At 70.9% G+C, this 14111-nt stretch carries 10 protein-coding genes; 3 read left to right on the top strand and 7 right to left on the bottom strand.

Going from position 1 to position 14111, the window contains the following annotated elements; genetic code table 11:
• Positions 1-130 precede the first annotated feature (130 nt).
• The 4 genes from ACZ45E_RS31025 to ACZ45E_RS31010 all read right to left on the bottom strand — a co-directional run bounded on the left by ACZ45E_RS31025 (position 131) and on the right by ACZ45E_RS31010 (position 6832).
• Positions 131-3943, bottom strand: coding sequence for a multifunctional oxoglutarate decarboxylase/oxoglutarate dehydrogenase thiamine pyrophosphate-binding subunit/dihydrolipoyllysine-residue succinyltransferase subunit (locus ACZ45E_RS31025; RefSeq protein WP_468226981.1), 3813 nt, complete (start codon positions 3941-3943; stop codon positions 131-133).
• Positions 3944-4183: 240 nt separating this feature from the next.
• Positions 4184-5317 (bottom strand): HAMP domain-containing sensor histidine kinase, encoded by a 1134-nt coding sequence (locus tag ACZ45E_RS31020; RefSeq protein ID WP_468226978.1) that lies wholly within the window; start codon positions 5315-5317, stop codon positions 4184-4186.
• Positions 5314-6051 (bottom strand): response regulator transcription factor, encoded by a 738-nt coding sequence (locus ACZ45E_RS31015; RefSeq protein WP_468226976.1) that lies wholly within the window; start codon positions 6049-6051, stop codon positions 5314-5316. Before ACZ45E_RS31015 ends, ACZ45E_RS31020 begins: the two co-directional genes overlap by 4 nt.
• 94 nt (positions 6052-6145) lie before the next feature.
• Positions 6146-6832: a spermidine synthase family protein gene (locus tag ACZ45E_RS31010; RefSeq protein WP_468226973.1), complete on the bottom strand. Its 687-nt coding sequence runs from the start codon at positions 6830-6832 to the stop codon at positions 6146-6148.
• Between the two features lie 240 nt (positions 6833-7072).
• Here ACZ45E_RS31010 and ACZ45E_RS31005 point away from each other — a divergent pair, with 240 nt between their 5' ends.
• A complete protein-coding gene (locus tag ACZ45E_RS31005; RefSeq protein ID WP_468226970.1) occupies positions 7073-7828 on the top strand; it encodes a rhomboid-like protein in 756 nt (251 codons plus the stop codon).
• A 15-nt stretch (positions 7829-7843) separates the two neighbouring features.
• Here the strand turns inward: ACZ45E_RS31005 and ACZ45E_RS31000 are convergent, their stop codons facing one another.
• A complete protein-coding gene (locus ACZ45E_RS31000) occupies positions 7844-8503 on the bottom strand; it encodes a GNAT family N-acetyltransferase (protein ID WP_468226967.1) in 660 nt (219 codons plus the stop codon).
• A 183-nt stretch (positions 8504-8686) separates the two neighbouring features.
• Between ACZ45E_RS31000 and lon the strand changes: the two genes are divergently transcribed.
• Positions 8687-11101 carry an endopeptidase La gene (gene lon / locus ACZ45E_RS30995; protein WP_468226964.1) on the top strand — a complete coding sequence of 805 codons (2415 nt, stop codon included), beginning with the start codon at positions 8687-8689 and terminating at the stop codon, positions 11099-11101.
• A gap of 67 nt (positions 11102-11168) precedes the next feature.
• Here the strand turns inward: lon and ACZ45E_RS30990 are convergent, their stop codons facing one another.
• The gene (locus tag ACZ45E_RS30990; RefSeq protein ID WP_468226961.1) at positions 11169-11990 is read right to left on the bottom strand and encodes a lysozyme; all 822 of its coding nucleotides are present in this window, start codon (positions 11988-11990) and stop codon (positions 11169-11171) included.
• Positions 11991-12283: 293 nt separating this feature from the next.
• On the opposite strand from ACZ45E_RS30990, the gene ACZ45E_RS30985 reads away from it, so the two are divergent.
• Positions 12284-12784 (top strand): MarR family winged helix-turn-helix transcriptional regulator, encoded by a 501-nt coding sequence (locus tag ACZ45E_RS30985; RefSeq protein ID WP_468227006.1) that lies wholly within the window; start codon positions 12284-12286, stop codon positions 12782-12784.
• Between the two features lie 39 nt (positions 12785-12823).
• Here the strand turns inward: ACZ45E_RS30985 and ACZ45E_RS30980 are convergent, their stop codons facing one another.
• Positions 12824-13612, bottom strand: a complete 789-nt coding sequence (locus ACZ45E_RS30980; RefSeq protein ID WP_468226958.1) for a protein phosphatase 2C domain-containing protein — start codon at positions 13610-13612, stop codon at positions 12824-12826.
• Positions 13613-14111: the final 499 nt, after the last annotated feature.

The raw sequence follows: 14111 nt of genomic DNA, 5'->3' as shown, positions 1-14111 counted from the left end.
CCCCCCCCCCCCCCCCCCCCCCCCCCCCCCCCCCCCCCCCCCCCCCCCCCCCCCCCCCCCCCCCCCCCCCCCCCCCCCCCCCCCCCCCCCCCCGGCCGCTGTGCGCGGCAGACTGCTTCCGGTACGAGACCTACGCCTCGAACACCTCACGCACCAGCTGCTCCTGCTCGGCCTGGTGGCGCTTGGCGGAGCCGACCGCGGGCGAGGAGCCGTGCGGACGCGAGATGCGCCGCAGGCGCTCGGCACCCGGGATGTCGGCGCCGACGGCCAGGTCCAGGTGGTCGATCAGGTTGAGCGCGATGAACGGCCAGGCACCCTGGTTCGCCGGCTCCTCCTGCGCCCACAGGTACTTCTCGGCGTTCGGGTACTTGGCGATCTCGGCCTGGAGCTCGGTGCCCGGCAGCGGGTACAGCCGCTCGACGCGGATGATCGCGGTGTCGGTGACGCCGCTCTTCTTCCGCTCGGCCTCCAGGTCGTAGTACAGCTTGCCCGCCACGAAGACGACCTTGCGGACCGCGTTCGCGTCCACCGAGTCGTCGCCGATGACCGGACGGAAGCTGCCCGTCGTGAACTCCTCCACCTTCGACGCGGCGGCCTTGAGGCGCAGCATCGACTTCGGGGTGAAGACCACCAGCGGCTTGTGGTGCGGGTTGTGCACCTGCCACCGCAGGAGGTGGAAGTAGTTCGACGGCAGCGTCGGCATGGCGACCGTCATGTTGTTCTGCGCGCAGAGCTGGAGGAAGCGCTCGGGGCGGGCGGACGAGTGGTCCGGGCCCTGGCCCTCGTAGCCGTGCGGGAGGAGCAGCGTGACGCCGGAGGTCTGGCCCCACTTCTGCTCGGCGGCCGAGATGTACTCGTCGACGACCGTCTGCGCGCCGTTGACGAAGTCACCGAACTGCGCTTCCCACAGCACGAGCGACTCGGGACGCGCGAGCGAGTAACCGTACTCGAAGCCCATGACCGCGTACTCGGAGAGCAGCGAGTCGTAGACGTTGTAACGGGCCTGCTCGGGCGAGAGGTACAGCAGCGGCGTGTAGTCCTCGCCGGTCTCCCGGTCGATGAGGACCGCGTGGCGCTGGCCGAAGGTGCCGCGGCGCGAGTCCTGGCCGGAGAGGCGCACCGGGGTGCCCTCCAGCAGGAGCGAGCCGACGGCGAGGGTCTCGCCCATGCCCCAGTCGATCGTGCCGTCCTCGATCATCGCCGCGCGGCGCTGGAGCTGCGGCAGCAGCCGCGGGTGCACCGTGACGTTGTCGGGGATGTTGACCTGGGACTCGGCGATGCGCTTGACGACCTCCTGGGAGATCGCCGTCTGCACGGCCACGGGGAACTCGGGCTGCGGCTCCGGGAGCTGGGCGTCGCCCGGCTGTGCGACGGCCTCGCGGACCTCGGTGAAGACCTTCTCCAGCTGGCCCTGGAAGTCCTGCAGCGCCTGCTCGGCCTCTTCCAGGGTGATGTCGCCGCGACCGATGAGGGACTCGGTGTAGAGCTTGCGCACCGAGCGCTTCTTGTCGATCAGGTCGTACATCAGCGGCTGCGTGAACGCCGGGTTGTCCGACTCGTTGTGACCGCGGCGGCGGTAGCAGATGAGGTCGATGACGACGTCCTTGTTGAACGCCTGGCGGAACTCGAAGGCCAGACGGGCAACGCGGACGACGGCCTCGGGGTCGTCGCCGTTCACGTGGAAGATCGGCGCCTCGATCATGCGGGCCACATCGGTGGCGTACATGGAGGAGCGCGAGGACTCCGGGGCGGCGGTGAAGCCGACCTGGTTGTTGATGACGATGTGGACCGTGCCGCCCGTGCGGTAGCCGCGCAGCTGCGACATGTTGAGCGTCTCGGCGACCACACCCTGGCCCGCGAAGGCCGCGTCACCGTGGAGGGCGACGGGCAGGACCGTGAAGTCCGTGCCGCCCTTGTTGATGATGTCCTGCTTGGCGCGGACGATGCCCTCGATGACCGGGTCGACCGTCTCCAGGTGGGACGGGTTCGCGGCGAGGGAGACCTTGATCTGCTCGCCGTCGAGACCGGTGAAGGTGCCCTCGGCGCCCAGGTGGTACTTGACGTCGCCGGAGCCGTGCATCGACTTCGGGTCGAGGTTGCCCTCGAACTCGCGGAAGATCTGCGCGTACGACTTGCCGACGATGTTGGCCAGCACGTTCAGCCGGCCGCGGTGGGCCATGCCGATGACGACCTCGTCGAGGCGGGCCTCGGCGGCGGAGTCGATGACCGCGTCGAGCAGCGGGATGACGGACTCGCCGCCCTCCAGGGAGAAGCGCTTCTGGCCGACGTACTTCGTCTGCAGGAAGGTCTCGAACGCCTCGGCCGCGTTCAGCCGGCGCAGGATGCGCAGCTGCTCCTCGCGCTCCGGCTTGGAGTGCGAGCGCTCGATGCGGTCCTGGATCCACTTGCGCTGCTTCGGGTCCTGGATGTGCATGAACTCGACGCCGGTGGTGCGGCAGTACGAGTCGCGCAGCACACCGAGGATGTCGCGCAGCTTCATCATCGACTTGCCGGCGAAACCGCCGACGGCGAACTCGCGCTCCAGGTCCCACAGGGTGAGGCCGTGCTCGGTGATGTCCAGGTCGGGGTGCTTGCGCTGCTTGTACTCCAGCGGGTCGGTGTCGGCCATGACGTGGCCGCGGACCCGGTAGGAGTGGATCAGCTCGAAGACCCGCGCGGCCTTGGTGACGTCGTCGTCGTGGCTGGCGTCGATGTCCTTGAACCAGCGGACCGGCTCGTAGGGGATGCGCAGGGCCTTGAAGATCTCGTCGTAGAACTCGCCCTCACCGAGGAGGAGGTTCGCGACGACGCGCAGGAACTCGCCGGAGGCGGCGCCCTGGATGACCCGGTGGTCGTAGGTCGACGTGAGCGTCATGACCTTCGAGATGCCGAGCTTGTTCAGCGTGTCCTGGGACGTGCCCTGGAACTCGGCCGGGTAGTCCATCGAGCCGACGCCCATGATGACCGACTGTCCGGGCATCAGGCGCGGGACCGAGTGGACGGTGCCGAGGCCGCCGGGGTTGGTCAGGGAGACCGTCACACCGGTGAAGTCGTCCATGCCGAGCTTGCCGTCGCGGGCGCGGCGGACGATGTCCTCGTAGGCCTGCCAGAACTCGAAGAAGTTCAGCGTCTCGGCCTTCTTGATGCCCGCGACGACCAGCTGACGGTCGCCGTTGGGCTTCACGAGGTCGATGGCGAGGCCGAAGTTGATGTGCTCCGGCTTGACCAGCGTCGGCTTGCCGTCCTTCTGCGCGAAGGAGTAGTTCATCGACGGCATGGCCTTGATGGCCTGCACCATGGCGTACCCGATGAGGTGCGTGAAGGAGATCTTCCCGCCGCGGGCGCGCTTGAGGTGGTTGTTGATGACGATGCGGTTGTCGAACAGCAGCTTCACCGGGACGGCGCGCACGGACGTGGCCGTGGGGACCTCGATGGAGGCGTTCATGTTCTTCGCGACGGCTGCGGCGGGTCCGCGCAGCGTCACGAGCTCGGGGCCGGCGGGGGCCTCGGTCGTCACTGGTTCAGCCTTCTTCGGAGCGGGGGCGGCGGGTGCTGCGGGGGCGGCCTTCGCGGCGGCGGGCGCGGCCGGCGCGGGAGCCGGGGCGGCGGCCGGTGCGGGAGCCGCGGCAGCGGGCTTCGCGGGTGCCGGTGCGGCGGCGGCCGGGGCCGGGGCCTGCGCGGCGGGCGCCGGCTGAGCCGGGGCCGCGGGCTTCTGGGCCGGCGCCGCGGTCGGCGCAGCCCCCGCGGCTGCGGCACCTGGCTTGTAGTCGGCGAAGAAGTCCCACCAGGCTCGGTCGACCGAATTCGGGTCCTGGAGGTACTGCTGATAGATCTCGTCGACGAGCCACTCGTTGGGACCGAAGGCGGCAGCAGGGTTTTTGCCCTGCCCGGCTTGGTCGGTCTCGGTGGAGATGCTCGAGTTACTGGGGGACTGTGGCGACACGGCGTGAACCGCCCTCTTCCGCTTCTCACAAGGTGATGGACAGCGGGAATAAAGGCTACGCCTCCATCGGCGGCACGTGCAGACCGGGCCGGTGATCCGTCGTGTAAGTCACACTGGAACTTGTGTTTCGGGCCGGGAAATGGCGGGAAACAACCGGGGTTTCGGTACGTTCGGATCCGCGCCCGGCCCCTATGGGTACGCCTGGACGCGGCTTGACCTCCGCCTGACCGAAACCCTACGTCAACTTTGCGGTCGTGGTTCTCCCGGAAGAGTGACCTTGATCCGGCAGCCGCGCGCCGATTCGGCCACGCCGATCCGGCCCCCGTGCAGGTCCACGGCCCAGCGGGCGATGGCGAGGCCGAGGCCCGTGCCACCGTCCCCCTTGCCCTTCGCGTTACCTGCGTTCCCGCGGTTGAAACGCTCGAAGACCCGGTGCCACTCCGACTGCGGGATGCCGGGGCCCTCGTCGAGCACCTCAAGATCCAGCGACTCGGGGGAGAGCCCGCGCCGCGCCCGTACGGTGACGCGGCCGTGCGGCGGAGAGTGCTTCACGGCGTTGTCGATGAGGTTCGCCACGACCTGGTGGATGCGCTCCGGGTCGGCGTGCGCGGTCAGCTCGGGCGGGGAGACGTCGAGGTGGAGATGGACGTCGGTACGTGTGTGGGTGCCGGAACCGGAGGCGATGCCCGCGCGCTGGGACACCGCCATGTTCGCTTCCTTGAGCACGCCCGACAGATACGGCCAGACCTCGAAGCGGCGGGCCTTGAGCGGGACCACGCCGTTGTCGAGGCGCGACAGGTCGAGCAGGGTCTCGACGAGCCGGCCGAGCCGCTCCGTCTGCTTCAGCGCGGTGCGCATCGTCTCGGGGTCGGCCGACATGACGCCGTCGACGACGTTCTCCAAAACCGCGCGCAGGCCCGCGATCGGGGTGCGCAGCTCGTGCGAGACGTTCGCGACCAGCTCCTTGCGCTGCTGGTCCTGCGCCGCCAGCTCGTCGGCCATGCGGTTGATCGTGACCGCCAGGTCGCCCAGCTCGTCACGGCGGTCCGCGCCCCGCACCCGGCGGGTGTAGTCACCGTTGGAGATGGAGCGGGCCACCGTGTTCATCTCGTCGAGCGGCGCGGTGAGGCTGTGCGCGACGAACTGCGTGATCAACAGGGTCGCGATGATCGAGAACACGGTGATGAAGCGCAGCTCCGTCGCCGTGTACATCGCCACCATCAACAGGCCCGTGGTGATGAAGACGGAGACGACGACGAGCGTGCCGAGCTTCGCCTTGATCGAGAAGGGGCGCAGGCCGCCCGTCGCCCAGAGCGGGCTCAGGGGGTTCGGCCTGTGGGGGCGGCCGTACGGTGCCCGGTCCCCGGTGCTCATGGGTTCGGCGTCTCCAGCGCGTAGCCCACGCCGTGCACGGTGCGGATCCGCTCCGCGCCGATCTTCCGGCGCAGCGCCTTGATGTGGCTGTCGACGGTGCGGGTGCCCGAGGCGTCCGCCCAGTCCCAGACCTCGGCGAGCAGCTGCTCGCGGGAGAGGACGGCGCGCGGGGTGTTCGCCAGGCAGACCAGGAGGTCGAACTCGGTCGGCGTGAGGTGGACGTCCTCGCTGCGGACCCGGACCCGGCGCTGTGCGTGGTCGATCTCCAGCTCGCCGAGGCGCAGGATGCCGCTGCGGGGCGTCGCTGCGGCGATCGCCGCCCGCTCGACCCGGCGCAGGAGCACGTGGACCCGCGCCGCCAGTTCCCGCATGGAGAACGGCTTGGTCATGTAGTCGTCGGCGCCGACGCCGAGCCCGACGAGCATGTCCGTCTCGTCGTCGCGTGCCGTCAGCATCATGACCGGGACCGGCCGCTGTGCCTGCACGCGGCGGCAGACCTCGAGCCCGTCGAAGCCGGGCAGCATGATGTCGAGGATCAGCAGGTCGGGCTGCCATGCCTCGGCCGTGTCGACCGCCGCCGGGCCGTCCTGTGCGGTTTGCACGAGGAATCCCTCGGCCCGCAGCCGGGCGGCGATGGCGTCCACGATCGTCGGGTCGTCCTCGACGACCAGAACCCTTCGCTGGGCGCCCGGGGTCGCCGTGCTGCCGTTCTGGGAGGTGTGTGTCTGCTCCATCGCCCCGCCCCTGAATGCGCGCCGTCCTGACGCGCTTGACGCTTGAATGATCTGGGTTTCGAACGTCAGCGTACGGGGAGTTACCGCCGGTCGGCTACGCGGCCCGTACTGCGAGGTGCACCACGTCGGGTACGCCTCGGACAACCGGGATCTCTTCGGTGCGGACCGCCCGGAATCCGGCATTCCGCAAGGTTCCTTCGAAATTTGCGGACGGCTGTGCGGACCAAACGGCCAGCACGCCACCGGGGTTGAGGCGGGCGTGGCAGGCGGCGAGTCCTGCGGGGGAGTAGAGGCTGCCGTTGTCCTCGGTGACGGTCCAGTCCGGCCCGTTGTCGATGTCCAGGCAGAGCGCGTCGTAGGTGTCGGCCGTCTCGTGCAGGTGGCGCACCAGGTCGGCTTCGGCGATGCAGGTGCGGGGGTCGGCGAGGGCGTCGGCGGTGAACGGTCCGAGCGGGCCGTCCCGGTGCCAGGCGATGACGGCCGGTTCGCGTTCGACGACGGTGATGCGGCCCCAGCGGGGCTCGGCGGCGGCGTGGGCCAGCGAGAACCCGACGCCGAGGCCGCCGATGAGAAGGCTCGGTCCGGGCCTCTCGGGCGGGAGTTGGGTCAGCGCCGCGTCGATCAGCAGCCGCTCCGAACGGCCGTCGGACGTGTCCATCAGGAACGTGCCGTTGGCGATGATCTGGAGCAGATCGCCGTGGCGGCGCAGGACGACCTCGCCGTAGGGGCCGGTGCGGCGGTCCAGAACGGTGGGTGACTCCGGGCGGAAGGTGTCGGGCATACGGCCATTCTTCTCAGGACGACGATGCATGGCGAAGGAGTTCCGGGACATGAGATCCGGGTGGGCGACGGGGTTGGTCGAGGCGGACGCGACAGCCGCTCAAGAGGTTGCTGTGAATCCCGTCACATGTGATGGTCGCGGCGGACGGAAATGCCGGTCGGGCGCGAAGTCTGCGGTAGATCTGCTGGTGTCGCCGACGCCGGTCCTCGGGCCCTGATCCGTACGAAAGAGGGACCGCACGTGAGAACAGACGTGCCGGCCGACGCCGCGACGGCGTCCGCCCCCGAGGTACGGGAACCGCACCGGCTGACCGGCATCCCGCCGCAGCCGGGGCCCCCGGCCCTGGAGAGCGGGCCGTGCCGGCGCCCGGTCCGCCTCCGCCCCTGGCGACTGCTGCCGACCCCGGCCGGAACGCCCTTCACCTTCGCCTACGCCGTCGTCCTCGTCGCCACCTCGCTCTTCACGGAGTTCGCCGCCCCGGACACGGTCGCGGCCGCGCTCCAGGCGTCCAGCACCGACGTCGCGCATCTGGCGCGGTCGCCGGTGCTCGCGCTCGTCGCCAGCGCGCTGTGGATCGTGGGCGGTGTCACGTCACCGTTCGCCCTGGCGTTCGTGATCGTCCTGAGCGCCCTGGAGCGGCGTACGGGCGGGCTCCGCACGGCCGGTGTCTTCGTGCTCGGCCATGTCCTCGCGACCCTGGCCACCGAGGTGCCCGTGGGGCTGTCCGTGATGGCCGGCCACCTCCCCGACAGCTCGCTGCACCGCCTCGACTACGGCGTCAGCTTCGGCGTCGCCGCGAGCATCGGCGCGCTGGCCGGACTGCTCGCGCGCCGGCCCCGCTGGCTGGTGCTCGCCGCCGTCGGGGCGATGCTGACCGAGGACCTGATCGCGTTCACCGACCCCCTGGCGAGCTGGGGCCACATTCTGGCCCTGGGCATCGGCATCACGACCTGGCCGCTGCTGCGCCGTCGCGGCGGTACGGCGACGGCCGCCTGAAGTGCTGCGGGGCGCTCAGCCCGCGCGGCCCCTGTGCTTGGCGTTCGTCAGCGGGGCGACGGTGTGCCAGCCCACCGACTCGTACAGGTGGCGTCCCTCGGGGGTGCAGGCGAGCACGGCGCGGGTGGCGTTCTGGGCATAGGCCGCCGCGTGCAGCGTGGTCATGACGACCGTGCCGAGGCCCTTGCGGCGGTGGTGCTCGGAGGTCTCGATCTGGTCGACGACGGCGCTCGCGCCGGCCACGGCGACCTGGCCGCGCGCGGCGAACGACCCGTCCGCGTCGGTGATCAGGACCCGGGTGACGTCACCGCGGCGCCAGGTGTGCAGACGGTGGCCCGGCGGGACGGACGGCTCGGCGGTGCGGGCCAGGGCCGTGGCCATCAGGAAGTCGTCCGAGCCGTACGGCTCCCATTCGGGGCCGAGCCACGGCAGGACACGCTCCGGGTCGGCGAAGACCTTGAGGTGGAAGGCGCGGGCCTGCGTCGACCCGGCGACCTTGCGGACGTCCTCCTCGCGCACACCCTCGTTCACGGCGCCCAGGACGTGGCGGCCCGGCTGCTCCGCCAGGCCCACGTGGACCGTGTACCCCCAGGGCTCGACGAGCGGCGGCGCCGCCCCGCGCGAGACGACCCAGCCGTCGACCCAGTCCCGTACGAGATCGTCGTCGCCCGCCATGCGCACTCTCCCTAACCTGTGGAGCGGCCCGCTGTAATAGTTGCTCCCCGGGCTCGTACCTTACGGAGCGGGCGTCCGGGGGCGACAGAGGTGATCGCTCAGAGCGAACGCGCGGCGGGGAACATTCGGAGGCGGCGAAGCATTGAGTCGATGTAGCTCAACTTGACTGCCGAAGGGGAGATCATGGCTTCGACGTCCACACCGCTCACCTTGCCCGTGCTGCCGCTCGACGACGAGGTCGTGCTGCCCGGCATGGTGGTGCCCTTGGACCTGAACGACACGGACGTCCGCGCCGCGGTGGAGGCCGCTCAGGCCGCCGCCCGCTCCAGTGGGGACAGCAAGCCGAAGGTGCTGCTTGTTCCACGCATCGACGGCACGTACGCGAACACGGGTGTGCTCGGCACCGTCGAGCAGGTCGGACGCCTCGCCGACGGCGACCCCGGCGCCCTGATCCGCGGCCGCGGCCGCGTACGGATCGGCGCCGGCACCACAGGACCCGGCGCCGCCCTGTGGGTGGAGGGCCTGACCGTCGAGGAGGAGGGCCCCGAGCAGCCGCTGCCGGGCGCCGTCGCCGAACTGGTCAAGGAGTACAAGGCGCTCGCCACCAACTGGCTGAAGAAGCGCGGCGCCTGGCAGGTCGTGGACCGCGTCCAGCAGATCGACGACGTGTCCGTCCTCGCCGACAACTCCGGGTACTCGCCCTTCCTCACCACCGAGCAGAAGCTCGAACTCCTGGAGACCGCCGAGCCCGTCGCCCGCCTCAAGCTCGCCACCGAGCAGCTGCGCGAGCACCTGGCCGAGCAGGACGTCGCCGAGTCGATCGCCAAGGACGTACAGGAAGGCGTCGACAAGCAGCAGCGGGAGTTCCTGCTGCGGCGCCAGCTCGAAGCGGTCCGCAAGGAGCTGCGCGAGCTCAACGGCGAGGCGGAGGGGGAGGAGTCCGACGACTACCGCGCCCGCGTCGAGGCCGCCGACCTGCCCGAGAAGGTCCGCGAGGCCGCGCTCAAGGAGGTCGAGAAGCTGGAGCGGTCCAGCGACCAGTCCCCCGAGGGCTCGTGGATCCGCACCTGGCTCGACACCGTCCTCGAACTGCCGTGGACCGAGCGCACCGAGGACGAGTACGACATCAGGGGCGCCCAGGAGATCCTCGACGCCGAGCACTCGGGCCTCGCGGACGTGAAGGAGCGCATCACCGAGTACCTGGCCGTGCGCAAGCGGCGTTCCGAGCGCGGGCTCGGTGTCGTCGGCGGCCGGCGCGGCGGCGCCGTCCTCGCCCTCGTCGGGCCGCCCGGCGTCGGCAAGACCTCCCTCGGCGAATCGGTGGCGCACGCCATGGGCCGCAAGTTCGTCCGCGTCGCCCTCGGCGGCGTCCGTGACGAGGCGGAGATCCGCGGCCACCGCCGTACGTACGTGGGCGCCCTGCCGGGCCGCATCGTGCGCGCCATCAAGGAGGCCGGGTCGATGAACCCGGTCGTGCTGCTCGACGAGATCGACAAGGTCGGCTCCGACTTCCGCGGCGACCCCGCCGCGGCCCTGCTCGAAGTCCTCGACCCGGCGCAGAATCACACCTTCCGCGACCACTACCTGGAGGTCGAACTCGACCTGAGCGACGTCGTCTTCCTGGCCACGGCGAACGTCCTGGAAGCCATCCCCGAGGCGCTGCTCGACCGCATGGAGCTGGTGCGCCTCGACGGCTACACCGAGGACGAGAAGGTCGTCATCGCCCGCGACCACCTGCTCCCGCGCCAGCTGGAGCGGGCCGGTCTGGAGAAGGACGAGGTCACCCTCGACGAGAGCGCGCTGCGCAAGCTCGCCGGCGAGTACACCCGGGAGGCCGGGGTCCGGAACCTGGAGCGCGCCGTCGCCCGGCTGCTCCGCAAGGTGGCCGCCGAGCACGAACTGGGCGAGCGCGAGCTGCCGTTCACGGTGACCGACGCCGAGTTGCGCGCTCTCATCGGGCGCCCGCACCACGTGCCCGAGTCCGCGCAGGACCCGGCCGAGCGGCGCACCGCGGTGCCGGGTGTCGCGACCGGGCTCGCCGTGACCGGCGCCGGGGGTGACGTGCTCTACGTGGAGGCGTCCCTCGCCGACCCGGAGACGGGCGCGGCCGGACTGACCCTCACCGGCCAGCTGGGCGACGTCATGAAGGAGTCGGCGCAGATCGCGCTCTCCTTCCTGCGCTCGCACGGCGCGGAGCTGGAGCTGCCCGTCGCCGACCTGAAGGAGCGCGGCGTGCACATCCACTTCCCGGCCGGTTCCGTGCCCAAGGACGGGCCGAGCGCGGGCGTCACCATGACGACCGCCCTGGCCTCGCTGCTGAGCGGACGCCTGGTCCGTACGGATGTGGCGATGACCGGCGAGGTGTCGCTGACCGGCCGTGTGCTGCCCATCGGCGGCGTCAAGCAGAAGCTGCTCGCCGCGCACCGGGCCGGCATCACGACGGTGATCATCCCGAAGCGCAACGAGGCGGACCTGGACGACGTCCCGGCCGAGGTCCTGGAGAAGCTGGACGTGCACCCGGTGACCGATGTCCGCCAGGTGCTGGAGCTGGCCCTCGCCCCGGCCTCGGCGGAGCTGGAGGTCCCGGTCGCTGCGTGACGGACGCGACCGGCGGCCAGGAGGCCCGGGCCCCTCACGGGGTCCGGGCCTCCCGCGCGCTGGGCGGTCAGCCGTTGGCGAGCGCCTGGACGCGGTCGTACGCGCCGTTGAACTTGTTGTGGTCACCGACCGTCGGCCCCGACGACGTGTACTGCCAGATCGTCTGCACGCCCCAGCCGGCGGGCAGGGCGCCCACGGTCGAGGCGTACCGGGCGATCCACAGCGGGTTGGTGGAGCCGAACGCGGCGGAGTCGCCGGTGCACTGGGTCCACCAGCTGGTGGCCGTGTAGATCACGGCGTCCCGGCCGGTGCGCGCCTTGTACTGGTTCACGAAGTCCCGGATCCACGTGACCATCCCGGCGGCCGTCTTGCCGAAACAGGCGTCGCCGTACGGGTTCCACTCGATGTCCAGCACGCCCGGCAGCGTCCTGCCGTCCTTCGACCAGCCGCCCCCGTGGTCCACGAAGTAGTTCGCCTGCGTGGCACCGTTCGTGGTGTCCGGGGTCGCGAAGTGGTACGCGCCACGGATCATGCCCACGTTGTACGAGCCGTTGTACTGCTGGGCGAAGTACGGGTTGGTGTAGTACGTGCCCTCGGTGGCCTTCGTGTAGGCCCATTTCACGCCGCTGCCCCACAGGGTCGACCAGGCCACGTTGCCCTGGTGGCTGCTGACGTCGACGCCCTCGGTCTGGGTGACCCTGCCGACCGGGCCCTGGCCGGTGTCGCCGTCGTGCTCGGCCACGCCCATGCCCATATGGGCATCGCCCCGGGCCGGGACGTCGGCGGCCTGCGCGGCGCTCGGCAGGGCGAGGAGGAGGGAGAGGGCGGCGAGCAGGGCTCCGGCGGTGAAGCCCCTGCGGCGGATCGTTCCGGGTCTGTGCACGGGCATTGCATGCCTCCATGAAGGCCGTGGGGGACCAGCGCGGCGCTGATCGGGGACCTGTGCTGGGTGTGCGACCTGTCGGCATGCCACTCGGGGCCACTCGTGCGACGCTTCGGACCCTGCTGCTATGGACATGCCATGCATGAAGCTACGCATGTAGACCTCGGGGAGGGAAGAGGGACCGGATGCTGCCGATGGTCTACTCCTGCGAAATACTGACCGAGCTGCGGTAATGGCGGCGATTGGCGAAAACTTTCAGAACAGGGAAACCCGGGGTAACTCTGGCCATGGGTGCTGACGTGCACGAAGACGGGAACGGCGAGCGGCGGACCGCCGGACGTGACACGAATTCCGGCGCCACGCCGAGTGGTGTGGACCAGGAATTCCTGTCGCTGGAACGGGAGTTGACGGTCTTCCTGCGTCGCGCCCGGGCCTCCTCCGGCGAGATGGCCCGCGAGGTCCACCCCGATCTGGAACCGGCCGCGTACGGGCTGCTCGTGCGCCTGGAGGAGTGCGGCGCGCAGCGGGCCACCGAACTCGCCGCGTACATCGGCGTCGGCAAGGCCACGATGAGCCGCCAGCTGCGCGCCCTGGAGGAGCTCGGCTTCGTCGACCGCGAACCCGACCCGGCCGACGGCCGCGCCTGGCTCATCTCCCTCACCGAGCGGGGCCGCGTCGACTTCGGCCGGGTCCGGGAGGCTCGGCGCATGCGGTACGTCCGGCAACTGGCCGGGTGGGACCGGCTGGAGGTGGCCGAACTGGCCCGGCTTCTGCATCAGTTGAACGCGGGGGCGGAGTAGGCGGGCCCGGAGCCGGGGGCGGGGCTCGGGCCCGGGGCGTCACAGTTCCGCGTAGGCGATGCTCGCGTCGTCGTGCGTCTTGCCGCGCCGCAGATACGTCCGGGCCTGCGCGTCCGCGTCCTCCAGGGCGCGGACCCGGGCCACCACCGCCTCCGCCCCCTCCTTGCGTATGAGCGCGAACAGGTCGCTCCAGTCGCCCTGCCGGAACTTCTCCACCCACCGCGTCACCCCGTCGGTCAGCGCGGCGAGCGCCCGGACCCGGGCGCGGGGGAGGGTGCCGGTCACGGCGCGGGCCGCCACCGCCGGGTCGGCGGCCGCCGTGAAGAAGCCGCCCTCCCTGTTGCGTACGGTCGCGTCGGCCACCTCGGCCGAGACCAGGGACGAGCGCGGGAGCAGGTCGAGGCGGTCGTCGAGCAGCGCCGTCACCGCCCCGTCCGGCGCCTCGACGAGCAACGCCGAGTCGGACAGCACCAGATACTCGACCTGCTCCGCGTCCCAGCGGGCGAGGACGACGGTTGCCTGCGGAGTGCGCAGGTGAGAAAGGTCACAGGTTGAGCGGTGGGCGTCGGCGGTACGGGTGATGGCCGCCGCAAGGATGTCACCCAACGTCATATCCCGCCGCGAAGTGGACAGTTCGGCCAGGGCCCCACCGAGCCGGGCCGTGAACCAGGGAACGGAATGCAGACAGCCGTACGCGTTCGGCGGTGGCGTGACACCGTCGAGGACGACCAGTGATCCGCCCTGCCCGCAGGCCGGAACCGCTACCGAGGCGTAGTCCTCGTTCGGACGGTCGGGGGCGCCGGGTTCGGTGGTCAGTTCGATGCGCATTCGGCCAGTCTGCACGAGGGCCGCGCGGGACCGGACGATCCGCGCGGGTTGGTATGTACCGGCTGGTGAGGCGCCTGTTTTGGGGCGGAATGATCAACTCCGCCGAAGCGCGGCGGGGCATCTTGCCAAAGCCTGTGAAAGACGTCCAACCGGCACGCCGTGGGCGCGTCGCCCCGGCGCCGGGGGAACTTGCTCCTCAACTCCCGCTCGATGTTCACTCCTTCGGGTGGCGGGCAAGGTGATGTGCGCCCCCTGCTCACCGGCGCTGGAATGGTCAGGAGCCATGCCAGAGGGGCGCGTGGGTTGACAGACCGTCACCTGCGACCATGGGTAGTGACGAGTCAGGAATGCGAGCACCAGGTGCGGAACACCTCCGGCGGTAACGAGGCCAGTGGGACGGGTGGGCCGGATGGTGCGGGTGGCTTGGAATCGGCGGCCCTGAACACGGGCCCGCGCCAGTCGCCCCCGACCGGCACCGCACCCCGGCCGACCCCCACCG

Source organism: Streptomyces sp. NPDC030991, from assembly GCF_055571235.1.
Note: the sequence above shows the minus strand (reverse complement) of the source record. Positions and strands in the feature narration are given on the sequence as shown.

Bases quoted from the DNA above. Each gene is read 5' to 3' on its own strand.
- ACZ45E_RS31020 (WP_468226978.1), bottom strand. From the start codon at position 5,317: ATGAGCACCGGGGACCGGGCACCGTACGGCCGCCCCCACAGGCCGAAC.
- ACZ45E_RS31015 (WP_468226976.1), bottom strand. From the start codon at position 6,051: ATGGAGCAGACACACACCTCCCAGAACGGCAGCACGGCGACCCCGGGC.
- ACZ45E_RS31010 (WP_468226973.1), bottom strand. From the start codon at position 6,832: ATGCCCGACACCTTCCGCCCGGAGTCACCCACCGTTCTGGACCGCCGC.
- ACZ45E_RS31000 (WP_468226967.1), bottom strand. From the start codon at position 8,503: ATGGCGGGCGACGACGATCTCGTACGGGACTGGGTCGACGGCTGGGTC.
- lon (WP_468226964.1), top strand. From the start codon at position 8,687: ATGGCTTCGACGTCCACACCGCTCACCTTGCCCGTGCTGCCGCTCGAC.
- ACZ45E_RS30990 (WP_468226961.1), bottom strand. From the start codon at position 11,990: ATGCCCGTGCACAGACCCGGAACGATCCGCCGCAGGGGCTTCACCGCC.
- ACZ45E_RS30980 (WP_468226958.1), bottom strand. From the start codon at position 13,612: ATGCGCATCGAACTGACCACCGAACCCGGCGCCCCCGACCGTCCGAAC.